Source organism: Hydrogenophaga sp. (genome assembly GCF_019635465.1).
In the GTDB taxonomy this organism is placed as follows: Bacteria; Pseudomonadota; Gammaproteobacteria; order Burkholderiales; family Burkholderiaceae_C; genus Hydrogenophaga.
The window spans coordinates 38689-62155 of the sequence record NZ_JAHBZK010000021.1; the positions used below are offsets into that span (position 1 = coordinate 38689).

25 protein-coding genes are annotated in these 23467 nt (G+C 64.7%); 20 read left to right on the forward strand and 5 right to left on the reverse strand.

All coding sequences use genetic code 11. The features are described from left to right. Nucleotides 1–2: 2 nt before the first annotated feature. The 5 genes from hpaD to hpaR are packed head-to-tail and all read right to left on the reverse strand — an operon-like array spanning nt 3 to nt 4332. The gene (gene hpaD, locus KF871_RS17235; protein WP_291145386.1) at nt 3–926 is read right to left on the reverse strand and encodes a 3,4-dihydroxyphenylacetate 2,3-dioxygenase; all 924 of its coding nucleotides are present in this window, start codon (nt 924–926) and stop codon (nt 3–5) included. Nucleotides 927–954: 28 nt separating this feature from the next. Beyond that, the gene (gene hpaE / locus KF871_RS17240) at nt 955–2427 is read right to left on the reverse strand and encodes a 5-carboxymethyl-2-hydroxymuconate semialdehyde dehydrogenase (RefSeq protein ID WP_291145389.1); all 1473 of its coding nucleotides are present in this window, start codon (nt 2425–2427) and stop codon (nt 955–957) included. Next, nucleotides 2424–3200 carry a fumarylacetoacetate hydrolase family protein gene (locus KF871_RS17245; protein ID WP_291145392.1) on the reverse strand — a complete coding sequence of 259 codons (777 nt, stop codon included), beginning with the start codon at nt 3198–3200 and terminating at the stop codon, nt 2424–2426. The genes hpaE and KF871_RS17245 overlap by 4 nt, the downstream gene beginning before the upstream one ends. Next, nucleotides 3197–3856 carry a fumarylacetoacetate hydrolase family protein gene (locus KF871_RS17250; protein ID WP_291145395.1) on the reverse strand — a complete coding sequence of 220 codons (660 nt, stop codon included), beginning with the start codon at nt 3854–3856 and terminating at the stop codon, nt 3197–3199. Before KF871_RS17250 ends, KF871_RS17245 begins: the two co-directional genes overlap by 4 nt. Beyond that, nucleotides 3853–4332: a homoprotocatechuate degradation operon regulator HpaR gene (gene hpaR, locus KF871_RS17255; RefSeq protein WP_291145397.1), complete on the reverse strand. Its 480-nt coding sequence runs from the start codon at nt 4330–4332 to the stop codon at nt 3853–3855. The genes KF871_RS17250 and hpaR overlap by 4 nt, the downstream gene beginning before the upstream one ends. Before the next feature lie 100 nt (nt 4333–4432). Here hpaR and KF871_RS17260 point away from each other — a divergent pair, with 100 nt between their 5' ends. From KF871_RS17260 to hisH, 20 genes are all read left to right on the forward strand, one after another. Continuing rightward, the gene (locus KF871_RS17260; RefSeq protein WP_291145400.1) at nt 4433–5476 is read left to right on the forward strand and encodes a nitronate monooxygenase; all 1044 of its coding nucleotides are present in this window, start codon (nt 4433–4435) and stop codon (nt 5474–5476) included. Between the two features lie 33 nt (nt 5477–5509). Continuing rightward, entirely contained in the window at nt 5510–6889 is a 1380-nt protein-coding gene (radA, locus tag KF871_RS17265) for a DNA repair protein RadA (protein ID WP_291145403.1), read from the forward strand. A gap of 13 nt (nt 6890–6902) precedes the next feature. Then, a complete protein-coding gene (locus tag KF871_RS17270) occupies nt 6903–7337 on the forward strand; it encodes a glycerate kinase (protein WP_291145406.1) in 435 nt (144 codons plus the stop codon). A 43-nt stretch (nt 7338–7380) separates the two neighbouring features. Beyond that, the gene (locus tag KF871_RS17275) at nt 7381–8319 is read left to right on the forward strand and encodes a branched-chain amino acid transaminase (RefSeq protein WP_291145409.1); all 939 of its coding nucleotides are present in this window, start codon (nt 7381–7383) and stop codon (nt 8317–8319) included. 118 nt (nt 8320–8437) lie between these two features. After that, on the forward strand, nt 8438–8644 hold the full coding sequence (locus KF871_RS17280) for a zinc-finger domain-containing protein (RefSeq protein ID WP_291145412.1): 207 nt from the start codon (nt 8438–8440) through the stop codon (nt 8642–8644). A 54-nt stretch (nt 8645–8698) separates the two neighbouring features. Beyond that, complete coding sequence (rfbB, locus tag KF871_RS17285; RefSeq protein ID WP_291145415.1) at nt 8699–9760, forward strand: dTDP-glucose 4,6-dehydratase; 1062 nt, start codon at nt 8699–8701, stop codon at nt 9758–9760. Next, nucleotides 9757–10653, forward strand: a complete 897-nt coding sequence (rfbD, locus tag KF871_RS17290) for a dTDP-4-dehydrorhamnose reductase (protein ID WP_291145418.1) — start codon at nt 9757–9759, stop codon at nt 10651–10653. The genes rfbB and rfbD overlap by 4 nt, the downstream gene beginning before the upstream one ends. Next, entirely contained in the window at nt 10650–11558 is a 909-nt protein-coding gene (rfbA, locus tag KF871_RS17295) for a glucose-1-phosphate thymidylyltransferase RfbA (protein ID WP_291145421.1), read from the forward strand. Before rfbD ends, rfbA begins: the two co-directional genes overlap by 4 nt. Nucleotides 11559–11562: 4 nt before the next feature. Next, nucleotides 11563–12120: a dTDP-4-dehydrorhamnose 3,5-epimerase gene (rfbC, locus tag KF871_RS17300; protein ID WP_291145538.1), complete on the forward strand. Its 558-nt coding sequence runs from the start codon at nt 11563–11565 to the stop codon at nt 12118–12120. After that, nucleotides 12117–13112, forward strand: a complete 996-nt coding sequence (locus tag KF871_RS17305) for a GDP-L-fucose synthase (protein WP_291145423.1) — start codon at nt 12117–12119, stop codon at nt 13110–13112. The genes rfbC and KF871_RS17305 overlap by 4 nt, the downstream gene beginning before the upstream one ends. Beyond that, a complete protein-coding gene (gene gmd, locus KF871_RS17310; RefSeq protein ID WP_291145425.1) occupies nt 13109–14236 on the forward strand; it encodes a GDP-mannose 4,6-dehydratase in 1128 nt (375 codons plus the stop codon). The genes KF871_RS17305 and gmd overlap by 4 nt, the downstream gene beginning before the upstream one ends. 2 nt (nt 14237–14238) lie before the next feature. Continuing rightward, nucleotides 14239–14619: an FdtA/QdtA family cupin domain-containing protein gene (locus KF871_RS17315; protein WP_291145428.1), complete on the forward strand. Its 381-nt coding sequence runs from the start codon at nt 14239–14241 to the stop codon at nt 14617–14619. Continuing rightward, on the forward strand, nt 14616–15704 hold the full coding sequence (locus tag KF871_RS17320) for a DegT/DnrJ/EryC1/StrS aminotransferase family protein (protein ID WP_291145431.1): 1089 nt from the start codon (nt 14616–14618) through the stop codon (nt 15702–15704). Before KF871_RS17315 ends, KF871_RS17320 begins: the two co-directional genes overlap by 4 nt. Before the next feature lie 46 nt (nt 15705–15750). Next, nucleotides 15751–16953: an N-acetyl sugar amidotransferase gene (locus tag KF871_RS17325; RefSeq protein WP_291145434.1), complete on the forward strand. Its 1203-nt coding sequence runs from the start codon at nt 15751–15753 to the stop codon at nt 16951–16953. A 2-nt stretch (nt 16954–16955) separates the two neighbouring features. Further along, nucleotides 16956–18014 (forward strand): N-acetylneuraminate synthase family protein, encoded by a 1059-nt coding sequence (locus tag KF871_RS17330; protein WP_291145437.1) that lies wholly within the window; start codon nt 16956–16958, stop codon nt 18012–18014. Beyond that, a complete protein-coding gene (locus KF871_RS17335) occupies nt 18011–19162 on the forward strand; it encodes a polysaccharide pyruvyl transferase family protein (protein ID WP_291145440.1) in 1152 nt (383 codons plus the stop codon). Before KF871_RS17330 ends, KF871_RS17335 begins: the two co-directional genes overlap by 4 nt. A 2-nt stretch (nt 19163–19164) precedes the next feature. Further along, nucleotides 19165–20937: a hypothetical protein gene (locus KF871_RS17340; protein WP_291145443.1), complete on the forward strand. Its 1773-nt coding sequence runs from the start codon at nt 19165–19167 to the stop codon at nt 20935–20937. Further along, the gene (gene neuC, locus KF871_RS17345) at nt 20934–22085 is read left to right on the forward strand and encodes a UDP-N-acetylglucosamine 2-epimerase (protein ID WP_291145446.1); all 1152 of its coding nucleotides are present in this window, start codon (nt 20934–20936) and stop codon (nt 22083–22085) included. Before KF871_RS17340 ends, neuC begins: the two co-directional genes overlap by 4 nt. 5 nt (nt 22086–22090) lie before the next feature. Beyond that, on the forward strand, nt 22091–22846 hold the full coding sequence (gene hisF / locus KF871_RS17350; protein ID WP_291145447.1) for an imidazole glycerol phosphate synthase subunit HisF: 756 nt from the start codon (nt 22091–22093) through the stop codon (nt 22844–22846). Continuing rightward, complete coding sequence (gene hisH / locus KF871_RS17355) at nt 22843–23457, forward strand: imidazole glycerol phosphate synthase subunit HisH (RefSeq protein ID WP_291145450.1); 615 nt, start codon at nt 22843–22845, stop codon at nt 23455–23457. The genes hisF and hisH overlap by 4 nt, the downstream gene beginning before the upstream one ends. The last annotated feature ends 10 nt before the right edge of the window (nt 23458–23467 follow it).

Sequence of the window (23467 nt, forward strand, 5' to 3'; positions counted from 1 at the left end):
TCCTACAGCCGCGACACGGCCTGAAAGCCCTGCGCCGACGACGCCTGCGCCTTGGGGATGGCCTCGCCGCTGACCTCAGTGACCGGAAACACCACGTTGATCTGCCCGGTGCCGGAGGCGCCGAAGTACGGCGTGATGACCTCGGCCTGGCCGCTGTACTCGCTCCAGCCGAGCGCGCCCAGCATCATGGCCGTATCGTGCATGAAGCCTTCGCCGTGGCCCTTGACCGCGTACTCGGGCAGCATCTCGCAGAAGGCCTTCCACTCGCCGGCCTGCCACATGCGCACCACCTCGTGGTCCATGGTTTCGAGGAAGGGGCTCCAGATCTTGAAGGCGAACTCGGGCGCCAGGCCGTTCTGCGCAAAGCGGTGGCTGAGCGAGCCGCTGGCCAGGATGGCGACGGTGCCGTCGTATTCGTCTTCGATGGCACGGCGGATGGCCCAGCCCAGGCGCGCGCTGTCGTTGAGGTAGTGCGCCATGCACAAGGCCGAGACCGACACCACCTTGAAGTGTTCGTCGGCGTTCATGTAGCGCATGGGAACGATGGTGCCGTACTCCGGCGCCAGCGTCGTGGCGTCGTGCGCCAGCGTGTCCACACCCATGCCGTTGGCCACCTTGGCCAGCAACTTGCCCAGCCCGGGGTTGCCCGGAATGGCGTAGGGCATGTTGCTGATGAAGTGCGGCAGCTCGTTGCTGGTGTAGTTGCCCGCCCAGTGGCGCGCGCAGTTGATGTGGTAGCTGGCGTTGACGAGCCAGTGGGTGTCGAAGATGACGATGCTGTCGACACCCAGGTCACGGCAGCGTTGGCCGATGGCCTTCAAACCATCGATGGCGTCCTGGCGCGTGCCCTTGCGCGGACCATCGAACTCGCTCATGACGATGGAGGGGACGTGGGTGATCTTGGCCACCAGTGCGAGCTTGCCCATGGGTTTTGTCTCCTGTGATCCGTTGCGCTCACACGCCCCAGTGGGGGATGTGGTGGCCGCCCAGCGACACTGCAACGTTCTTGGGTTCGAGGAACACCTCATAGCTCCAGGTGCCGCCCTCGCGCCCTGTGCCCGAGGCCTTGGTGCCGCCAAAGGGCTGGCGCAGGTCGCGCACGTTCTGCGAGTTGACGAAGCACATGCCGGCTTCGATGGCCGCGGCCACGCGGTGCGCCTTGCCCAGGTTCTCGGTCCAGACGTAGCTGGAGAGGCCGTATTGAATGTCGTTGGCCAGCGCGATGGCGTGTGCCTCGTCCTTGAACGGGATCAGGCAGGCCACCGGGCCGAAGATTTCCTCCTGCGCGATGCGCATGCGGTTGTCGACATCGGCAAACACCGTGGGCCACACGTAGTTGCCCTTCTGCACACGCGCCGACAACTCGGGCGCATAGCTGGGGCGGTCCAGGCCGCCGCACAGCAGCGTGGCGCCCTCCTTCGGGCCCAGCTCAATGTAGCTGCGCACCTTGGCCAGGTGGCCCTGGCTGATCATCGGGCCGATGATGGTCTGCTCGTCCTGCGGGTCGCCCACCACGATCTTCTTCGCACGCTCGGCGAACTTCTGCGCAAAGTCGGCGTAGATGCTTTGCTGCACCAGGATGCGGCTGCCCGCGGTGCAGCGCTCGCCGTTGTTGCTGAAGATCATGAACACCGCGGCGTCGAGCGCGCGGTCAAGGTCGGCGTCCTCGAAGATCACGAACGGACTCTTGCCACCGAGCTCCATGCTGAATTTCTTGAGGCCGGCGGTCTTGACGATGCGATTGCCGGTGGCGGTGGAACCGGTGAAGCTGATGGCGCGCACGTCGGGGTGCGCGCACAGCGGCTCGCCGGCTTCCTTGCCGAAGCCGTGCACCACGTTGAGCACGCCGGCCGGCACACCGGCCTCCAGCGCCAGCTCGCCCAGGCGCGCGGCGGTCAGCGGCGAGAGCTCGCTCATCTTGAGCACCGCGGTGTTGCCAAAGGCCAGGCAGGGCGCGACCTTCCAGGTCGCCGTCATGAAGGGCACGTTCCAGGGGCTGATGAGTGCGCACACACCCACCGGGTGGAACAGGGTGTAGTTGAGGTGCGTGGGTGTGGGGTAGGTGTGGCCGTCCACGCGCACGCACATCTCGGCGAAGTAGCTGAAGTTGTCGGCCGCGCGCGGCACCAGCTGTTTGCCGGTCTGCGAGATGGTCTGACCGGTGTCGTCGGTCTCGGTGCGTGCGATTTCGGGCACGTGGGCCGCGATCAGCTCGCCGAGCTTGCGCACGATCTTGGCGCGCTCGGTGGCGGGCCGGCCGGCCCAGGCGGGGAAGGCGTCCTTCGCGGCCTGTACCGCAGCGTTGACTTCGGCCTCGCCACCGGCGGCGACTTCGGCCAGCGTGGCCTGCGTGGCGGGGTTGACGGTCTCGAAGGTGGCGTGGCTGCCGACGGACTTGCCGTTGATGAGGTGCTGGATGGTGGTCATGCGGAACTCGCCGGGGCGGTAATGGTGTTGTGCAGATCGCCGATGCCGTCGATGGACGTGATCACCACGTCGCCGGGTTGGCAGTCGACCACGCCGTCGGGCGTGCCGGTGAGGATGAGATCCCCGGGCTGCAGGGTCATGAAGGAAGAGAAGTACGCGATGAGTGCGGGGATGTCGAACACCATGTCGCCCGTGTTGCCGCGCTGGGTGACCGCGCCGTTGACGGTGGTCTGCAACGCGAGGTTCATGGGGTCGGCCACGTCGGCGGCGTCCACCAGCCAGGGGCCGATGGGGGTGCAGGTGTCGCGGTTCTTCACGCGCAGGTTGGGGCGGTACCAGTTCTCGAGGTAGTCGCGGATCGCGTAGTCGTTGGCGACGGTGTAGCCGGCCACGAAGTCATAGGCGTCGTCGCGCTTGACGCGCCTGGCCGCGCGGCCGATGACCACCGCCAGCTCGCATTCGTAGTGCATGAACTGCACGCCGGCCGGTCGCACGGTGTGCGCGCGGTGGCCGATGAGCGAGGCCTCGCCCTTGGCGAAGGCCAGCGGCTCGGTGGGGGGTTTGAAGGCCAGCTCCTTGGCGTGGTCGGCGTAGTTCAGGCCCAGCGCGAGCACGGTGCGCGCGTGCGGCACCGGTGCCAGCGGCGGCAACCAGACCACGTCGTCAAACGCCACGCGCCGGCCCCTGAAGGCGGCCGTCTGCAACTCGAGCTGGCCGTCGATCTCGATGGCGTCGTGGACCGCGCCGGCCCAGGCGATGCGGGCGCGCTTCATGCCGACACCTCTTCCGCTTCAAAACGCTGCACGACGGGTTTGAGCCCGGCCGCGCTGATTTCCACCACGTCGCCATCGCTCACGCGAGGGCGCGATCCATCCGCCAGGCATTCGCTCCCCAGCAGCAGCACATCGCCCGGGCGCAGCGTCATGAACCCGGCCACGTCACGCAGCAGCGTGGGCATATCGCGCACCAGGTCGCGCAGGGCGGTGGTCTGTTTGTGCACGCCGTGGATGCGCAGCTCGATCTCGAGTCCGGCCAGACCGTCGAGCCCGCCCAGTACGCTCAGCGGCGTGGGCTCCAGCGGCAGGCCGAGAAAGCCGTCGCGATTGCGGAACTTGATGGCCGGGCGGTAGTAGCTGTCGTGCGCCACGCTCACGTCGTTGACCAGCAGGACATGCGAGGGCTGGCCATCGTCACCGATGAGCAGGCCCAGGCTGGCCGCCACCTCGATCGCCTCGCCGGGCGGCAGCGCCACGCTGGCGCCGTGCGGTGCAAAGGTGTTGGCTGTCTTGACGTAGAGCACCGGCGCCTTGGGCGCCCCGCCATAAGGCTTGTCGTCCATGCGCGGTTGCCACAAGGCCCACTCGCCGCGGAAGTTGAGCAGCGTGCCGTAGACGGTGCCGCGGGGGGCCCAATAGGGATGTGAGATCAAGCGGCTTCCTCGCTCAGGTTGTTGTCGTCGACGCCGCCTTCCAGCGCAATCACCTCGTCCAGCAGCGCATAGAGCTGCGCCAGCCGCGCCTTGCTCAGGCGCTCCTCCAGCCAGGCGTAGTGCGCCTCGATGGTGGCCGAGAGCTTGCGCACCAGCTTGAGCCCTGCCGGGGTCGCGCGGACCACCGTGCGCCGCGCGTCCTGGGTGCAACGTTCGCGGGTGATGAGGCCGTCGCGCTCCATGCGCGCCAGCACGCCGGTGAGGCTTGGGCCGAGCAGAAAGGCCTCGCGCGCAATGCGACCGGTTTCGATACCGGCCGGATCGCGCGCGTGTTCGCCCAGCACCCGAAGCACGCGCCATTGCTGGTCGCTCAGGCCGTGCTCGCGCAGGCTGGGGCGGGTGTGCTGCATCACGGCTTCGCGCGCCTGCAGCAGCAGGCGCGGCAAGTTGCGGTGAACGAAGGCGGTCTCTTGCATGCGGCGAATTATTTAATAAGTTAAATAATTCGGCAAGCCCACCGACCCTGCCGCGCATGGGTGTTTTCCCTCACCCGCCTCGCGCCACCACAATCGCCCCATGAACCGACTGATCAAACTGCTGGGCACCCCATGGCCCTTGATCCAGGCCCCGATGGCGGGCTCACAGGGCGCCGCGCTGGCGCTGGCCGCGGGCGAGGCCGGCGCATTGGGCTCCCTGCCCTGCGCGATGCTGGGCGCCGAGGTGCTGCAAAGCGAGCTGCACCTCCTCACTGACGCCGGACGGCCCTACAACCTCAACTTCTTTGCGCACACCTCGCCCGACGCGGACGCTGCACGCGAGGCCGCCTGGCGCCAGGCGCTGGCGCCGTATTACGCAGAGATCGGCCAGGACCCGGCCACCGTGCCTGCGGGCGCGGGTCGCCAGCCTTTCAGCGATGCCGTGGCCGACGTTGTCGCGCCCTTCAAACCCCGCGTGGTGAGCTTTCACTTTGGTCTGCCGTCGGCCGAGCTGCTGGCGCGCGTGAAGGCCTGGGGTGCGGTGGTGCTGTCGTCGGCCACCACGGTGGACGAGGCGCTCTGGCTGCAGGCCCACGGCGCCGACGCGGTGATCGCCCAGGGCCTGGAGGCCGGCGGCCACCGCGGCCACTTCCTCAGCGACGACCTGACGCGCCAGAGCGGCACCTTCGCCCTGCTGCCGCAGATCAAGGCGGCCGTGCGTGTGCCGGTGATCGCGGCCGGGGGCATTGCCGATGCGGCCGGCGTGCGCGCCGCCATGGCCCTGGGCGCCGACGGCGTGCAGGTGGGCACCGCCTACCTGTGCAGCCACGAAGCCACGACCAGCGCGGTGCACCGCGCGGCCTTGCTGAGCGAGGCCGCGCGCCACACGCAACTGACCACCCTGTTCTCGGGCCGGCCCGCGCGCGGCATGCCCAACCGGGTCATGCGCGAACTGGGCCCGCTGAATCCGGCCGCGCCGGCCTTTCCGCTGGCCACGGCGGCCATCGCGCCCTTGCGCGCGCACTGGGAGAAGCTGGGCAGCGGCGACTTTTCGCCCTTGTGGTCGGGGCAGAACGCCAGCGCTTGCAAGGCGGCGCCAGCGGCGGACATCACGCGCGAACTGGTACGCGGTTTCACGGCCTGAGGGCCCCGGCCGCTCCTCTATAGTCGCGCCCTCATGGCCAAGGACAAGACCGTCTACACCTGCAGCGAATGCGGCGGCACCAGCCCGCGCTGGCTGGGCAAGTGCCCGCATTGCAACGCCTGGAACACGCTCATCGAAGGTGTGGCCGAGGGGAGCGGCGCGCCCGCCAAAAACCGGTTCGCGGCCCTGGCCCGCACCAGCGCTGTCACGCCGCTGGCCAGCATTGAAGCGCGCGACGTGCAGCGCACGCCCACCGGCCACGAAGAGTTGGACCGCGTGCTGGGCGGGGGCATCGTCGAAGGCGGCGTGGTGCTGATCGGCGGCGATCCGGGCATCGGCAAATCGACCCTCCTCCTGCAGGCGCTGGACAGCCTGCAACGCGCGGGCATGGCGGCGCTCTACGTCACCGGCGAAGAAAGCGGTGCCCAGGTGGCGCTGCGCGCACGCCGGCTGGGCATCGAAGGCTCGCAGGTGCAGGTGCTGGCCGAGATCCAGCTGGAGCAGATCCTGGCCACGCTGGAAGCGACCAAACCGGCCATCGCGGTGATCGACTCGATCCAGACCGTGTATTCGGAGCAGCTCACGAGCGCGCCCGGCTCGGTGGCCCAGGTGCGCGAATGCGCGGCGCATTTGACGCGCGCGGCCAAGGCCTCGGGCACCGCCATCGTGCTGGTCGGCCACGTCACCAAAGAAGGCGCACTGGCCGGACCGCGCGTGCTGGAGCACATGGTCGACACCGTGCTGTACTTCGAGGGCGACACGCACAGCAGCTTCCGGCTGGTGCGCGCCATCAAGAACCGATTTGGCGCGGTCAACGAGATCGGCGTGTTCGCCATGACCGACAAGGGTCTCAAGGGTGTGAGCAACCCAAGCGCGATCTTCCTGTCGCAGCACGCCGAGCCGGTGCCCGGCAGCTGCGTGATGGTCACGCTCGAAGGCACCCGCCCGCTGCTGGTGGAGCTGCAGGCCCTGGTCGACACCGGGGGGCCCAGCCCGAGGCGCCTGTCGGTGGGCCTGGAGCGGGACCGCCTGGCCATGCTGCTGGCGGTGCTGCACCGCCACGCCGGCGTGGCCTGCATGGACCAGGACGTGTTCGTCAACGCCGTCGGCGGGGTGCGCATCAGCGAGCCCGCGGCCGACCTGGGCGTGATGCTGGCCATCACCAGCAGCCTGCGCGGCAAGCCCTTGCCCAAGGGCTTCATTGCCTTTGGCGAGGTGGGGCTGGCCGGCGAGGTGCGCCCCGCGCCGCGTGGGCAGGAACGGCTGCGCGAGGCGGCCAAGCTGGGGTTTTCGGTGGCGGTGGTGCCCAAGGCCAACCTGCCCAAGAAGAACGACAAGGCCTTCGAGGGCCTGCAAGTGCATGGCGTGGAACGCATCGAGCAGGCGCTCGAGCTGGCTCGCCGACTGGATTGAGGACGATCGGACCATGACTTTTCAACGCATCGGCATCGTGCTGGTGGCCGCCTTCTTGCTGTTCTGGGGCTACCGCCAGTTCGGCTGGGGTGGCGTGGCCGGGGTGAGCGGCGCGCTCTTTCTGTGGCTGATGCTGCACGTGACCCGTTTGATGACGGTGATGCAGCGCGCAGCGCGCCGGCCCATCGGCTATGTGGACAGCGCCGTCATGCTCAACGCGAAGCTGCGTGCGGGCCAGAGCCTGTTCCATGTGGTGGCGCTCACGCGCGCCCTGGGCGAGCGCCAGTCGGCCGAAGGAGAACAGCCCGAGGTCTATCGCTGGACGGACAACGGCGGCTCCTGGGTGCAGGCGCGCTTTCAGGGCGGGAAACTGGCCGATTGGGCGATGCACCGACCTGAGGCCACGCCGGCCGAACCGGCGGAAGGATCGGGTGCCGACGCGCCGTAAAATCGCCGGCTGTCCCGAACACCCTCACCCCCCAAGGATTTCCATGAGTTCCATCGTTCCCTCGATGTCCGACCGCGACGGCAAGATCTGGATGGACGGCCAGCTGGTGGATTGGCGCGACGCCAAGATCCACGTGCTCACGCACACCCTGCACTACGGCTGCGGCGCCTTCGAGGGCGTGCGGGCCTACAACACGGTCAACGGCACGGCCATCTTCCGCCTGCAGGAGCACACCGAGCGCCTGTTCAACAGCGCCAAGATCCTGCGAATGCAGATCCCCTTCACCATGGACCAGGTGAACGAGGCCCAGAAGGAAGTGGTGCGGGTCAACCAGCTCGAGAGCTGCTACATCCGCCCGCTGACCTGGATCGGCGACAAGAAGCTGGGCGTGAGCCCCAAGGGCAACACCATTCACCTGATGGTCGCGGCCTGGGCCTGGGGCGCCTACCTGGGTGACGAAGGCCTCAAGCGCGGCATCCGCGTCAAGACCAGCAGCTACACCCGCCACCACGTCAACATCACCATGACGCAGGCCAAGGCGGTGAGCAACTACAGCAACAGCATCCTGGCCAACCTTGAAGCCACCGAAGACGGCTACGACGAGGCCCTGCTGCTGGACGCCACCGGCTTCGTGAGCGAAGGCGCGGGTGAGAACCTGTTCATCATCAAGGGTGGCGTGATCTACACGCCCGACCTGTCGGCCGGCGCCCTCAACGGCATCACCCGCAACACGGTGTTCCACATCGCCAAGGACCTGGGCCTGGAGATCGTGCAAAAGCGCATCACCCGCGACGAGGTCTATATCGCCGACGAGGCCTTCTTCACCGGCACCGCGGCCGAGGTCACCCCGATCCGCGAACTCGATCGGGTGCAGATCGGCGCCGGCAGTCGAGGGCCGATCACCGAGAAAATCCAGACGGCCTTCTTTGACATCGTCAATGGCCGCAATCCCAAGTACGCCCACTGGCTCACCAAAGTTTGACCCCCCCGCGTCGCCTTCGGCGCCACCCCCCAGGGGGCAACACCAGCGGCCCGGCAAAGCCGGTTCCGCGGTGTCCCTGGATCAGGCCCGTGCAGGCAGAGCGATCAGGAGAATCCGATTGAAGAACGCAGCGATCGAACTCAAGGCCAAGGACCTCAACGCCCAGGGCGGTGTGTTCTGCCCCAGCCCGCTGGCCGACATGAAACTCTGGAACAGCCACCCCAAGGTCTACCTGGACGTGGCCAAGACCGGCGAAGCCATGTGCCCGTACTGCGGCACGGTCTACAAGCTCGCTGCGGGCGAGCACGTGGCCCACGGCCACTGAACGCGCAGTGAGGCGGGCGGCCATGAACCGACACCGCAGAGGGAGACGATTCGAATGATCCTGGTCACCGGCGGCGCCGGCTTCATCGGCAGCAACTTCGTGCTGGACTGGCTCGCGCAAAGCAACGAGCCGGTGGTCAACCTCGACAAACTGACCTACGCCGGCAACCGCCGCAACCTGGCCAGCCTGGACGGCGATGCGCGCCACGTGTTCGTGCAGGGCGACATCGGCGACTCTGCGCTGGTGGCGCGGCTGTTGGCCGAGTACCGCCCGCGCGCGGTGATCAACTTCGCGGCCGAGAGCCATGTGGACCGCTCCATCCACGGCGCCGACGATTTCATCCAGACCAACGTGGTCGGCACCTTCCACCTGCTCGAAGCGGTGCGGGCCCATTGGGGGCACCTGCCCGCAGCCGAACGGGCGTCATTTCGCTTCCTGCACGTGAGCACCGACGAGGTCTACGGCAGCCTGGCACCCGACGCGCCGGCCTTCACCGAAGACCACGTCTACGAGCCCAACAGCCCGTACAGCGCCAGCAAGGCCGCCAGCGACCACCTGGTGCGCGCCTGGCACCACACCCACGGCCTGCCGGTACTGACCACCAACTGCAGCAACAACTACGGGCCGTACCACTTTCCCGAGAAGCTCATCCCGCTGATGATCGTCAACGCGCTGGCCGGCAAGCCGCTGCCGGTCTATGGCGATGGTCAACAGGTGCGTGACTGGCTCTACGTGGGCGACCACTGCAGCGCCATCCGCCGCGTGCTCGAGGCAGGTCGCGTGGGCGAGACCTACAACGTCGGCGGCTGGAACGAGCAGCCCAACCTGGCCATCGTGCACACCATCTGCCGGCTGCTCGACGAGCTGCGGCCCAGCGCCGAGGGTTCGTACGCGCGCCTGGTCACGCACGTGAAAGACCGCCCCGGCCACGACCGACGCTACGCCATCGACGCGCGCAAGATCGAGCGCGAACTGGGATGGCGCCCGGCAGAGACCTTCGAGACCGGCATCCGCAAGACGGTGCAGTGGTACCTGGACCATGCCGACTGGGTGGCCGAGGTGCAGAGCGGCAGCTACCGCGACTGGGTACAGACGCAGTACGGGGCCGCGGCATGAAGATCCTGCTGCTGGGCGCCATGGGGCAGGTGGGTTGGGAGCTGCAGCGCAGCCTGGCGCCGCTGGGTGAGGTGGTGGCGCTCGACCGCGACACCGCCGAGACGGCCGATTTCTCGCGCCCGGACACCTTGCCCGCGTTGGTCGCGCGGCACGCGCCGGACGTGATCGTCAACGCGGCCGCCCACACCGCCGTCGACAAGGCCGAGAGCGAGCCCGAGCTCGCCCACACCCTCAACGCCACTGCGCCCGGCATGCTGGCACAGGCGGCCGCCGGGCGCGGCGCGCTGCTGGTGCATTACTCGACCGACTACGTGTTCGATGGCAGCGGTGAGCAAGCGCGCAGCGAAGACGCACCCACCGGCCCGCTGAGCGTGTACGGCCGCACCAAGCTCGCTGGCGAGCAGGCCATCCGGGCCAGCGGCGGGCGCCACCTCATCCTGCGCACCAGCTGGGTCTACGGCACGCGCGGCCAGAACTTCCCCAAGACCATGCTGCGCCTGGCGCAAGAGCGCGAGGTGCTGCGCATCGTCGACGACCAGGTGGGCGCCCCGACCGGCGCCGACCTGCTGGCCGACGTAACCGCGCACACGGTGCGCGCCACACTGGGCGATGCCCGCCTGGGCGGCACCTACCACGTGGCCCCGCAGGGCGAGGTGAGCTGGCACGGCTTCGCACGGTATTGCATCGATACGGCCCGCGAGCTGCGCCCGGACTTGCGTTGGCAGCTGCAGCGCCTGGACGCCATCCCCAGCACCGACTACCCGACGCCGGCGCGCCGGCCGCTCAACTCGCGCCTGAACACAGCCAGATTGCAAGCCGCTTTCGGCCTGGCGCTGCCGCGCTGGGAGCCCGGCGTGCGGCGTATGCTCGCGGAGTTCCTCACCCCATCATGAGCACCACGCAACGCAAAGGCATCGTCCTGGCCGGCGGATCGGGCACACGCCTGCACCCGGCCACGCTGGCCATCAGCAAACAGTTGCTGCCGGTCTACGACAAGCCCATGGTCTACTACCCGCTCAGCACCCTGATGCTGGCTGGCATCCGCGACGTGCTGATCATCAGCACCCCGCAAGACACCCCGCGCTTTCAGCAACTGCTGGGTGACGGCAGCCAGTGGGGCATGAACCTGCAATACGCGGTGCAGCCCAGCCCCGACGGCCTGGCGCAGGCCTTCATCATCGGCGCCGACTTCGTGGGCAACGGGCCCAGCGCGCTGGTGCTGGGCGACAACATCTACTACGGGCACGACTTCGCCAGCCTGCTGGGCCAGGCCGACCGCAAAAGCGACGGCGCCACGGTGTTCGCCTACCACGTGACCGACCCGGAGCGCTACGGCGTGGTCGCCTTCGACGCCACCGGCAAGGCGCTCAGCATCGAAGAGAAGCCGACACTGCCCAAGAGCAACTACGCGGTCACCGGTCTGTACTTCTACGACGCCCAGGTGGTCGACATCGCGAAGTCGATCAAGCCCAGCGCCCGCGGTGAGCTCGAGATCACCGCCGTCAACCAGGCCTACCTCGACCGCGGTCAGCTCGACGTGCAGATCATGCAGCGCGGCTACGCCTGGCTCGACACCGGCACCCACGACAGCCTGCTTGACGCCAGCCAGTTCATCGCCACGCTGGAGCACCGGCAAGGCTTGAAGATCGCCTGCCCGGAAGAGATCGCCTGGCGCAGCGCCTGGATCGACAGCGCGCAGCTTGAGCGATTGGCCGAGCCGATGAAGAAGAATGGGTATGGGCAGTATTTGATGCGGTTGCTCAAGGATCGGTTGATTGACTATCGCGAACATGAATAACCAACTGAAAGTCACAACCACCGCCATCGACGGAGTTCTCCTGCTGGAGCCTCGAGTGTTTGGCGACGAACGCGGCTTCTTTCTCGAGAGCTACAACCAGCGCACATTTGAAGAGGCCACAGGCCAAGTCGTCCAGTTCGTTCAAGACAACCATAGCCGCAGCGCCCAGGGTGTGCTGCGCGGGCTTCACTACCAGGACGAGCCATACGCCCAGGGCAAGCTGGTGCGTGTCACGCGAGGCGCCGTGTTTGACGTGGTGGTCGACATTCGTCCCCGTTCGCCAAGCTTCGGCCAGTGGATTGGCGTGGAACTCTCCGAATCCAACCAGTTGCAGGCCTGGATCCCACCCGGACTGGCGCATGGTTTCTGCGTCACCAGCGAAAGCGCCGATTTCCAGTACAAGACCACCGAGTACTACAACGCGGCGCACGAGCGCTGCATCGCCTGGAACGACCCCGATCTCGCCATCGGCTGGCCCGCCGGCATCGAGCCCGTCTTGTCCGCGAAAGACCGCGCCGGACGGTCTTTTCATGCAGCTACCGGGCGCCAAGTACCCCAATGAAATCTTCGATGCCGCCTTTGATCTATGTGGCCGGCCACCGCGGCATGGTGGGCTCCGCCATCGTGCGAGCTCTGCTGGCCAACGGCCACCCGCAGGAGCGGATCGTCACGCGTACCCACGCCGAGCTCGACCTCACCAACCAGCAGGCGGTGCGCTCATTCTTTGCCGACACCCCGGTGGACGAGGTCTACTTGGCGGCGGCCCGTGTGGGTGGCATTCACGCCAACAATACGGAGCCGGCGCAGTTCATCTACGAGAACTTGATGATCGAGGCCAACGTGATTCACGAGGCCTACCGCGGGGGCGTTAAGCGGCTTCTGTTCCTGGGTTCAAGTTGCATCTACCCGCGCATGGCGCCCCAGCCCATGCGGGAAGACGCCTTGCTGACCGGCCCGCTCGAGGCCACCAATGAACCCTACGCAATCGCCAAAATTGCCGGCATCAAGCTCTGCGAGAGCTACAACCGCCAGTACGCAGCAGAGGGGGTCGACTTCCGAAGCGTCATGCCGACCAACCTGTACGGACCCGGTGACAACTACCACCCGGACAACTCCCACGTGATCCCGGGCCTGATCCAGCGCTTTCACCGGGCAAAGGAGGAACAATTGCCGGAAGTGAAGATCTGGGGCACCGGCCTACCCCGGCGGGAATTCCTGTATGTGGACGACATGGCAGCTGCGTCGGTGCACGTGATGAACCTGCCAAAGTCCACGTACGACAGCCTGACCTCCCCCATGCAGAACCACATCAACGTGGGCTATGGCAGCGACGTGTCGATCGGTGACCTGGGCCACCTGGTTGCCCGGGTCACCGGCTACAACGGCCGCATCGAGTTCGACACGACCAAGCCCGACGGCACGCCGCGCAAGCTGATGGACAGCCAGCGCCTGCGTGACATGGGATGGCGCCCGGCCGTCGACTTGGAGCAGGGCCTGGTGAAGGCCTACCAGGACTTCCTGCACCACAACGTACGCGGAAAGTCGATCCAATGACCCATACAGCCAAGGTCGCCCTCATCACAGGCATCACCGGGCAGGATGGCTCGTACCTTGCCGAGTTTCTGCTTGAAAAGGGATATGTCGTCCACGGCATCAAACGCCGGGCCAGTCTGTTCAATACCGACAGGGTGGATCACATCTACCAGGATCCCCACGTCGACAATCAGCGCTTCGTATTGCACTACGGCGATCTGTCCGACACCAGCAATCTCGTGCGCATCATCCAGCAAGTGCAGCCCGACGAGATTTACAACCTCGGCGCGCAGAGCCATGTGGCCGTGAGCTTCGAGAGCCCGGAGTACACCGCCGACGTGGACGCGGTGGGCACGTTGCGTATTCTTGAGGCCATCCGCATTCTTGGCCTTGAGAAGAAGACGCGCTTCTATCAGGCCAGCACCAGCGAGCTCTACGGCTTGGTCCAGGAGATTCCTCAGAAGGAGACCACGCCGTTCTACCCGCGCTCACCCTACGCAGTAGCCAAGCTGTACGCCTACTGGATCACGGTGAACTACCGCGAGGCCTATGGCATGTACGCATGCAACGGCATCCTGTTCAACCACGAGAGCCCGCGCCGAGGCGAGACCTTCGTCACCCGCAAGATCACCCGCGGTCTTGCCAATATTGCGCTGGGGCTGGAGAAATGCCTCTATATGGGCAACATGGACGCGCTGCGCGACTGGGGTCATGCCAAGGACTACGTCCGCATGCAGTGGCTGATGCTGCAACAGGAGCAACCTGAAGACTTCGTCATTGCCACCGGTCAGCAGTACAGCGTGCGGCAGTTCATTGAATGGTCTGCGTCCGAACTGGGCATTCGGTTGCGTTTCGAGGGACATGGCGTGGATGAGCGGGGGATCGTGACCTCGGTCGACGGTGATCGCGCGCCGGCAGTCAAGCCGGGCGACGTGCTGGTGAGTGTCGATGCGCGCTATTTCAGGCCGACCGAAGTCGAGACCTTGCTGGGAGACCCGACCAAAGCCAGGGAACGTCTGGGCTGGGTGCCCGAGATCAGTGCGCAGGCCATGTGCCGCGAGATGGTGGAGCACGATCTCGCGCAAGCGCGAAAGAAGGCGCTGCTCCAGCGCCATGGGTTTGCAGTCACCTTGAACCGGGAATGAGCATGGCCCACTTCAGCCTGATCGAGCTGCCGACGTTCAGCGACCCGAGAGGGTCGCTCACGGTGATGGAGAACTCACTGCCGTTTGCGCCGGTGCGTACCTACTGGATCAGTGGTGCGGACGGGCAGGTTCGGGGCGGACACCGTCACCACCAAACCCGCCAGGCGCTCATCGCTGTCGCCGGCACGGTCGTCATCTATATGAACGACGGAATCACCGAAGAGCACATCGCGCTGGATCACCCGTCGCGCTGCCTGCTGGTGGAGCCCAAGGACTGGCACACCATGACATTTGGCCCGGGCTCGGTGCTGTTGGTGATGTCGTCGCATCCCTACAACCGCAGTGACTATATCGACGACCCCTACGACCGGAGAGTGTCGTGATCGAGTACGAAAGTCTGGCCCGATCCAACGCTGCCTTCATGAGCGAGCTGGAGGCCGCCGCATCGCGCGTCCTGCGCTCGGGCTGGTATGTGCTGGGTAACGAAGTGAATGCGTTCGAAGAGGAGTTCGCTGCCTGGGTGGGAGCACGTCACTGCATCGGCGTGGCCAACGGACTGGACGCGCTCATCCTGTCCATCGAGGCGCTGGACCTCCCTGCTCGCAGCGACATATTGGTCGCCTCCAACACTTACATCGCCACCATCATCGCCATCGTTCGCGCAGGCCATCGGCCAGTGCTGGTCGAGCCCGAGCTCGAGACCTTCAACATGGATCCAAGCCGCCTGGCAGCGGCCATCACACCCCACACCCGGGCCATCTGCGTCACGCACCTGTTCGGCAAGGCATGCCGCATGGATGCCATTGGTGCATTTGCCCGAGAGCATGGACTGAGCCTGATCGAGGATTGCGCCCAGTCCCACGGTGCCCGCCTGGGCGGTCAGACCACAGGCACATTTGGTGACGCCGGCTGCTTCAGCTTTTATCCCACCAAGAACCTGGGTGCCATCGGCGAAGGCGGCGCCATTGTTACTAACGACGACTCGCTTGCCGAGCGGCTTCGCATGACGCGAAACTACGGTTCCGAGCGCAAATACGTCTTCAAGTATGTGGGGGTGAACTCACGCCTGCACGAGATGCAGGCCGCACTGTTGCGCGTGAAGCTGCGCCATCTCGATGCCATGACCTCGCACAAGCGCGCGCTGGCGCAGATCTACTTCGATAGACTGCCCGACTGGGTGGACAAGCCCGTGCAGCGCGCCGACGAACACGACGTGTTTCACATTTTTGGCATCCGATGCCGGAAACGGGACGCCCTGCGACAGCACCTACTCGAGCATGGCGTCAAAACCGAGATCCACTACCCCATCCCACCGCACCGTCAGGAGGCCATGCGCGGCATCCTGAGCGGCGACTATGCGGTGGCGGACGAACTGCATGGCACGGAGCTGAGCTTGCCAATCTCCAACGGCCACAATCGCCGGGATATCGAGTCGGTTTGCTCAATCATTGGGCGCATGTCGCGCTGACAGCCTGCCTCGCCAGGATCAACCACAATCCAGACCCCAGATCGACATGAGCACCGAAGCGTACTACGGCCTCCCTCCCCAAGTGGAGTTCTGCTCCAACTGCGTCATTTCCAATCAAAGGCCCAGCTCCACTGTGGAATTCGGCAGTCGCAAGGGCGAGAGGAAGTCAACGATTTCTTTCAAGGATGGGCTGTGCTCGGCCTGCGCCTATGCACGCGAGAAGGAAAGCAATATTGATTGGAAGCTGCGCGAGGATCGCTTGGTGGAACTGCTATCCCGCTTTCGCCGCAACGACGGTCGCTATGACGTGATCGTGCCAGGCAGTGGCGGTAAGGACAGCGCCTACACGGCCCATATCCTCAAGGCAAGGTACGGAATGAACCCTCTGACCGTCACCTGGGCGCCACACCTCTACACCGACATAGGTTGGAAGAATTTCACCAACTGGATGCACATTGGCGGACTGGACAACATCCTTTACACGCCCAACGGAAAGCTGCATCGGCTGCTGACGCGGCTGGCCTTTCTAAACCTGCTGCATCCGTTCCAACCGTTCATCATCGGCCAGCGCATCATCGGCCCAGCCATGGCGGCTCGCTTCGGCGTACCGCTGGTGATGTACGGAGAGAACCAGGCCGAGTACGGTAACAACGTCGACGACAACCAGCGCCCTACCATGGATCCAGCGTTCTTCTCGACAGGCGACCCACTGGACATGAAGTTTGGCGGTGTCACCATGCGAGACATCATGGCCGAGCATGGGTACGCCATGGGCGATTTCGCGCCCTACATCCCGCCGCAGCGCGAAACGCTGGAGCAGGCCGGCATCGAGGTGCACTACCTCGGCTACTACCTCAAATGGGATCCGCAGGAGTGCTACTACTACGCGGTCGAGCACACCGGCTTCCAGGCTAACCCGGAGCGCACCGAAGGCACCTACTCCAAGTACAGCAGCATCGACGACCGTATCGACCCGTTCCACTACTACACGACGCTGGCGAAGTTCGGCCTGGGACGCGCCTCCTACGACGCCGCGCAGGAAATCCGCAACGGCAAGATCACCCGCGAAGAGGGCGTCAATCTGGTGCGCAAGTTCGACCAGGAGTTCCCGGCAAAGTACTTCCCCGACTTCCTCGAGTACATCGGCATCAGCGAGGCCGAGTTCCACGAGACGGTCGACCGCTACCGCTCGCCTCACCTCTGGCACAAGGTGGACGGCCAGTGGCAACTCAAACACGTGGTGAGCTGACCATGACCCAGACCCCCGAATTCCAGATCCAGGGCCGCAGGATCGGCGCTGCCCATCCCCCGCTGGTGATCGCCGAGATCGGCATCAACCACGAGGGCAACTACGACAAGGCGATCCAGATGGTGGACGACGCGCGCCAGGCAGGCTGCGAATGCGTGAAGTTCCAGTACCACGTGATCGAGGATGAAATGATCCCCAACGACGTGATTCCGGGCAACGCCAAGGAGTCCATCTGGGACATCATGAAACGGTGCGCACTGACGCCGGCCGAAGAGCGCCGGCTCAAGCAGTACGTCGAGGACAGAGGCCTCATTTATCTCAGCACGCCGTTCTCGCGCTCCGCCGCCAACGAGTTGGAGATGCTGAACGTCAACTGGTACAAGATCGGTTCGGGCGAGTGCAACAACTACCCGCTGATCCGCCACGTGGCGGCCTTCGGCAAGCCGGTGATCCTGTCGACCGGCATGAACGACATTGACAGTATCCGGCCTGCGGTGGATATCTTCCGTGCCGCCGGGGTGCCGTTCGCCCTGCTGCACTGCACCTCGATGTACCCCACGCCATACGACAAAGTGCGGCTGGGTGCGATCGCCGAGCTGCAGGAGGCATTCCCCGACGCGGTGCTCGGCCTGTCCGATCACTCACTGGGCCCCTACACCTGCTTAGGCGCCGTACCGCTGGGCGCGTCCATCCTCGAGAAGCACTTCACATCCAGCTTCGACTGGCCCGGGCCGGACATCCCGATCTCGGTTGATCCGGTCCAACTGGCCGAGATGGTCAAAGGCAGCCGCGCCATCCACCAGGCGTTGGGTGGGTCCAAACGTATCCTGGCCGAAGAACAGCCAACCATTGACTTCGCGTACGCCTGCGTGGTAACCACCCGACCGATCGCCGCAGGCGAGGCCTTCAGTGCCGACAACATCTGGGTCAAGCGCCCGGGCACCGGCGAGATCAAGGCGCGCGACTACGAACGTCTGATCGGCAAGGCGGCTACGCGCAGCCTGCCACTCAACACGCAGGTCGCCTGGTCGGACGTGGACGGTATCGAGTCCAGCACATGACTGCGGTTGATCGCCCGATCAGGGTGCTCCATCTTGCGAGCTTCGTCGGCAACATCGGCGACCTCGCCAACCATGCGGGTGCGCGGCGCCTATTGGCCAAGCACGTGCCTTTTCGCCTGGAATTCACGGAACTGGAGATCCGTGAGTTTTACTGGAAGCAGCGCACCTTCGACGCTGCTTTTGTTGACTATGCCAACAGCTTCGACCTGCTGATCATCGGAGGCGGGAACTACTTCGAGCTGTGGGTCGACCATTCGATGACCGGTACATCGATCGACATTTCGCCCGATCTGATGCAGCGGCTCACCGTACCGACGCTGTTTCACTCATTGGGCGTGGACACCGGTCAAGGCTATACCGAGCGCTCGGCCGGTCGCTTCCGCGCGTTCATAGAGACAGTGCTGGATCGCGACAACATGTTTGTGAGCGTGCGCAACGACGGCTCCACACGTGCCCTGAACGAGGTACTTGGCACGACCATGGCGCAGCACATTCCCACGATGCCGGATGGGGGCTTCTTTGCAGCGCCGCCCCGTTCCGCGACAAGCGGGCGCAGTCCCTGCATCGGTATCAATATCGCGGGCGACATGCTGGACAAGCGATTTGACGGTGGCCTGAATGTGGACGGATTTCTGGAGGAACTGGCCACTGCTTGCTGCGGGCTGCTGGACCAGCAGCCCGACATGCGCATCGTACTAATGCCCCACATCTGGCGCGACGTCTCCCTGATTGCACAACTCCTTCCCCGGTTTGCCGATAGCTACCTGCGAAGGCGCGTGGCCGTCGGCCGTCTGGAGCCCACACAGAACGGTTTGGACGAATTTCTCGCCAACTACCAGGCCTTCGACTTGGTACTGGGCATGCGGTTTCACGCCAACGTCTGCCCGATCGGGATGGGCGTTCCTACCCGGGGCTTGCTCAACTATCCGCAGGTGCAACGCCTGTACGAGGAACTCGATCTGCCCGAGCGCCTGGTGGATGTGCGCGACCACGGTTTCGGCGTTCGGCTGCAGGATGCAGCAAGCTCGGATCTGGCCGCGCTACCTGAAAGGCGGGCCGAAAGCCTCCAAAGTGTCGGGCTCATCGAGCAACAGGCGCAGCGCACACTTTCGTCCATCAGCGCCTGGTTGCAACGCGCGCTGAACTGACCGTGAATCTTCTTTTCTTTAACCCGCACGCCGCCCTGTGGCCACACACCGCGCCCGAGGCCTTCATCGCCCGCTCTCTCGCGGCGCAGGGCCACAGCGTCAATTACCTGACCTGCGGCAAGGCGCAGACTTACTGCGCACCCATGACGGCGCGCCGGCACGCCCCGGGTTGCAGCCCGGAAGACGTCGCACGCATCTGCTCTGAATGCCGGGCGAACAAGGATGCTATTGGTTTCGTGTACCGATTTCCCATCGACGAACTCGAGAACCATCTCGTCCCAAACGACAAAGCGCGGCTCGATGCGATCGCAGCCGATGCTGTGACACACGGCTCCCTGGACACGCGATACCTGGGGGTCGACGTTGGTCGAATTGCGCTCTACGAGTTCACGCTGGCGCACAAGAAGATGAGCAGCGAGCTCACCCCTGTCCAGTGGCAACAGTACCAAGTGTACCTGGCCAACGCGCTGCGCACGCTGGAGGCTTTCTCGCGCTACCTGGACCGACATTCGGTCGATGTCGTCTTTGCCTTCAGCCCCCAGTACTCGAACATCAACTCGTGCATGCAGTACGCCATTGCGCGTGGCGTGAAGGTCATGTTCATGGAAAGCGGGACCAATCTGTCAGACAGGTTGAGTTCCATGCGCGTGTGGGACTGGAAGGTTCATCGGCTGGTCAATCCGGCACTGACTTACTGGAAGCAATCGAGTCTGAATCCGGTGTCGGCCAGCGGTGTGGCGGCAGTCATCGGGCATTTCGAGCAGCTCCTGTCTGGCCAGCATTTCGCGGTGTTCTCTGCCCCCTACAGCGAAAGCCGCGACTTGCGGCAACGCTGGCATATCCGTCATGACCAGAAGGTGCTGCTCATGACCTTGTCCAGCTACGACGAGGCCTACGCAGCGCTGCTGATTTCCGCATTCCCGCAAAGCAAGGTTTTCAGTGACGTGTTCGAAACCCAGGCCGACTGGGTACGTGCCACCATCGAATGGGCGCGGGACAGGCCGGACGTGTTTCTGGTGATTCGCGTGCACCCGCGAGATTTCCCCAACAAGCGTGAGAACTTCCGTTCCGAACAGTCCTTCATGCTTGAGGACCTGCTGGCCAGCGTACCGCCCAACGTTCATGTGAACTGGCCATCGGAGGGCGTACCGCTGTACGAGCTGCTGGAGGATACGGACGCCCTGCTCACGGGGTGGTCCGTCACAGCGCTGGAAGCCCTGATCCTGGGTATTCCGGTCGTCACCTACGATGCCCGATTGCCGTCGTATCCAGCAGATGTGCACTACACGGGGCGATCGGCCAGCGAGTATTTCGGCAACATCGACCGTGCATTGTCCGATGGATGGTCGCTGAAGAATGCCATCAACGGGTTCCGCTGGATGGCCTACAACTTCGTGACCTGTACCGTGAGAGCGTCGGACCGCTTCGGGCGCTTCGAGCTCGGCCAGACGGCCGGACCGATTCATCGCTTGGCATCGCGGGTCATGAATCGGCTTCCCAGGATCTCCCATGCCATGGACCTGGTCCATTGGCAGTCTGCACGAGACGCCGGACGCATCGTTTCGTGCATGATTGAACAAGGATTCGACGCTTTGCCGCCAGCGCGTGCAGTGCTCGGCGAGATGCCGGTATCGAGCGGTGACGATCGAAATCTGGTCCTCGAAGGCTTGGCCCGGCTCCATGCGCTCCTGTACGGGGACAGCAAGCTCCCGACCGACAAACCTGGACTTTCACTGCGTATCCGCAATCTGCTTGCGCAGGAGGGCGTCGCATGACCCGCAAGGTGCTATTCATTACTGGTACACGTGCCGACTTCGGCAAGCTCAAGCCACTCATTCAGGCCGTCGATGCGGCTGAAGGCTTCGAGACCGCGGTGTTCATCACGGGGATGCATACCTTGTCCCGCTACGGTTACACGCTTGACGAGGTATACCGCGTGCTCCCGGAGCACCGGTTGCGCGACGGCACGCGCAGCGTGTACGTCTATCACAACCAAGTGGTCGGCGAGCCCATGGAACGTGTGCTCGCATCCACCATCGAGGGCCTGTCGAGGTACCTGACCGAGTTTCGCCCCGACTTGATCGTCGTCCATGGCGATCGCGTAGAAGCGCTGGCTGGCGCGATCGTCGGTGCGCTGCGCAACATCCTGGTGGCGCATGTGGAAGGCGGCGAGGTTTCGGGCACGGTGGACGAACTGATCCGCCATGCCGTAACCAAGATGTCCCATATCCACTTCGTCGCCAACGACGAAGCATCGCGTCGCCTGCTTCAACTCGGTGAGCGTCCAGAGACCATCCATGTGATCGGGTCCCCTGACATAGATCTGATGATGTCGCCGTCGCTGCCCGACATCGCCGAGGTCAAACGCTACTACGACATTCCGTTTCAGGATCACGGCGTCGTGCTGTTCCACCCCGTCACGACCGACCTCGAGGACACGCAGCGCTCGGCTCAAGGGATCGCCGACGCGGTTCTTGCCAGCGGACGTGACCATGTGGTCATCTATCCGAACAACGACGAGGGTTGCGAGTTGATCTTCAGCGCCTGGGAGCGCTTCAGGAATCAGCGACGCATCAAGCTGCTGCCTTCGATGCGCGTCGAATACTTTCTGGTGATGCTACGCAACGCGCGTTACCTCCTGGGGAACTCCAGCGCGGGCATTCGAGAGTGCCCGGTCTTTGGCGTACCGGCCATCAACGTTTCGACGCGCCAGAACGGTCGGTCCAACGCCGCCTGCATCATCAACGTGCCCGGTGAGACATCCGCGCTGACTGCGGCCATGGACTCGGCCTGGGACAATCTGGAGCGGCATGCGCCTGACCTCTCCTTCGGCAAGGGAAACAGCGCCGGCATGTTCGTGTCCGCCCTGAGCGACGCCCACTTCTGGAGCGCGTCAACCCAGAAGCTGTTCAACGACATCTGAACGCCATGCAGCGGATCATTGCCCGGCTGGACATCAAGAATGGCATGGTCATCAAGGGCATCCACCTTGAAGGCCAGCGCCGTATCGGCGACCCAGTGGAGATTGCGCGCAAGTACTATGCGCAGGCCATCGACGAGATCATCATGATGGATTCGGTTGCAGCGCTCTACGGCCGCAGCAACTTGTTTCACACCATCGCCGAAGCCTGCCGCACTGTGTTCGTGCCCATCACCATGGGTGGTGGGATTCGCTCGGTCACCGACGTTGAGGTGGCACTTGCCGCCGGAGCCGACAAGGTCGCCATCAACAGTGCGCTCGTGCAGGAGCCGAGTCTGGTCGACCGTATCGCGTCGATCTACGGCAGCCAATGCCTAGTCGCCTCGATAGAGGCCAAACGCCGAGACCAAGGCTGGGAGGTGTACGTGAGCAACGGGCGCGAGCCGACAGGGCGTGACGTGATCGACTGGGTGCGCGAACTGGAGCGACGCGGCGCCGGTGAAGTGCTCGTGACCTCAGTTGATCAGGAGGGCACGCAGCGCGGTTTCGATATCGCCCTGTGCCACGCCGTGGTGGAAGCCGTCCGCATCCCCGTCATTGCCTCTGGAGGTGCGGGCAAGCTTGAACACCTGAGCCAGCTGAATGCCGGCGCTCACGTGCAAGCCATCGCCATCGCCTCGATGCTGCACTACAACAAGGCCTTGGTGGACCAAATCAAGTCCGTGCTACCTGACACCGTTCGGCACACGAAGGGGTTTGCATGATCGCGGTGATCGACTACGGCATCGGAAACGTGCGCAGTGTGATCAACGCGCTTGAGCACGTGGGTGCCAGCGCGACGTTGACCCGCGATCCGGTCAAGCTGCGTGCCGCTGACGCGCTGGTGTTACCAGGAGTGGGCGCATTCGGTGAGGGCATGCGCCGGCTGGCAACCCATGGCCTGACCGAGCCACTGCGCGAATTGGTGCTGGCTGGCCGCCCCCTTTTGGGCATATGCCTAGGTTTCCAGATGCTGATGCGCTCAAGCAACGAAATGGGAAAGCACGCCGGGCTTGGACTGATCGATGCCGACGTGGTTCGCCTGCCTGTGGACGCGCGTCTTCCCCATATTGGGTGGGCTCCAGTGCATGCAACCGCCTCTCCGAGTGCGCCCCGCTTGCTGAAAGGCCTCGAGGGAGCGCGTTTCTACTTCGTTCACTCCTACGGCGTGATCGGTTCCACCTTCACGTTTGCGGCCGGCATTGCAGAGTGCGACGGCCTGCCGTTCGCCGCGCTGGCGGAATCGGGTCGTGTGTTCGGCACCCAGTTCCATCCGGAGAAAAGCGGTGAAGCCGGCCTGACCATGTTGCGAAACTTCATGGATGTCTGCACATGACAGCGGGCTA

What these genes read in the sequence shown, in the direction of transcription:
- KF871_RS17275 (WP_291145409.1), top strand. Translation starts at nt 7,381, where the DNA reads ATGAGTTCCATCGTTCCCTCGATGTCCGACCGCGACGGCAAGATCTGG.
- rfbD (WP_291145418.1), top strand. Translation starts at nt 9,757, where the DNA reads ATGAAGATCCTGCTGCTGGGCGCCATGGGGCAGGTGGGTTGGGAGCTG.
- rfbA (WP_291145421.1), top strand. Translation starts at nt 10,650, where the DNA reads ATGAGCACCACGCAACGCAAAGGCATCGTCCTGGCCGGCGGATCGGGC.
- KF871_RS17260 (WP_291145400.1), top strand. Translation starts at nt 4,433, where the DNA reads ATGAACCGACTGATCAAACTGCTGGGCACCCCATGGCCCTTGATCCAG.
- hpaR (WP_291145397.1), bottom strand. Translation starts at nt 4,332, where the DNA reads ATGCAAGAGACCGCCTTCGTTCACCGCAACTTGCCGCGCCTGCTGCTG.
- neuC (WP_291145446.1), top strand. Translation starts at nt 20,934, where the DNA reads ATGACCCGCAAGGTGCTATTCATTACTGGTACACGTGCCGACTTCGGC.
- radA (WP_291145403.1), top strand. Translation starts at nt 5,510, where the DNA reads ATGGCCAAGGACAAGACCGTCTACACCTGCAGCGAATGCGGCGGCACC.
- KF871_RS17305 (WP_291145423.1), top strand. Translation starts at nt 12,117, where the DNA reads ATGAAATCTTCGATGCCGCCTTTGATCTATGTGGCCGGCCACCGCGGC.
- hpaD (WP_291145386.1), bottom strand. Translation starts at nt 926, where the DNA reads ATGGGCAAGCTCGCACTGGTGGCCAAGATCACCCACGTCCCCTCCATC.
- KF871_RS17335 (WP_291145440.1), top strand. Translation starts at nt 18,011, where the DNA reads ATGACTGCGGTTGATCGCCCGATCAGGGTGCTCCATCTTGCGAGCTTC.
- KF871_RS17270 (WP_291145406.1), top strand. Translation starts at nt 6,903, where the DNA reads ATGACTTTTCAACGCATCGGCATCGTGCTGGTGGCCGCCTTCTTGCTG.
- KF871_RS17315 (WP_291145428.1), top strand. Translation starts at nt 14,239, where the DNA reads ATGGCCCACTTCAGCCTGATCGAGCTGCCGACGTTCAGCGACCCGAGA.
- KF871_RS17325 (WP_291145434.1), top strand. Translation starts at nt 15,751, where the DNA reads ATGAGCACCGAAGCGTACTACGGCCTCCCTCCCCAAGTGGAGTTCTGC.
- KF871_RS17245 (WP_291145392.1), bottom strand. Translation starts at nt 3,200, where the DNA reads ATGAAGCGCGCCCGCATCGCCTGGGCCGGCGCGGTCCACGACGCCATC.
- hisF (WP_291145447.1), top strand. Translation starts at nt 22,091, where the DNA reads ATGCAGCGGATCATTGCCCGGCTGGACATCAAGAATGGCATGGTCATC.
- KF871_RS17330 (WP_291145437.1), top strand. Translation starts at nt 16,956, where the DNA reads ATGACCCAGACCCCCGAATTCCAGATCCAGGGCCGCAGGATCGGCGCT.
- hpaE (WP_291145389.1), bottom strand. Translation starts at nt 2,427, where the DNA reads ATGACCACCATCCAGCACCTCATCAACGGCAAGTCCGTCGGCAGCCAC.
- hisH (WP_291145450.1), top strand. Translation starts at nt 22,843, where the DNA reads ATGATCGCGGTGATCGACTACGGCATCGGAAACGTGCGCAGTGTGATC.
- gmd (WP_291145425.1), top strand. Translation starts at nt 13,109, where the DNA reads ATGACCCATACAGCCAAGGTCGCCCTCATCACAGGCATCACCGGGCAG.
- rfbB (WP_291145415.1), top strand. Translation starts at nt 8,699, where the DNA reads ATGATCCTGGTCACCGGCGGCGCCGGCTTCATCGGCAGCAACTTCGTG.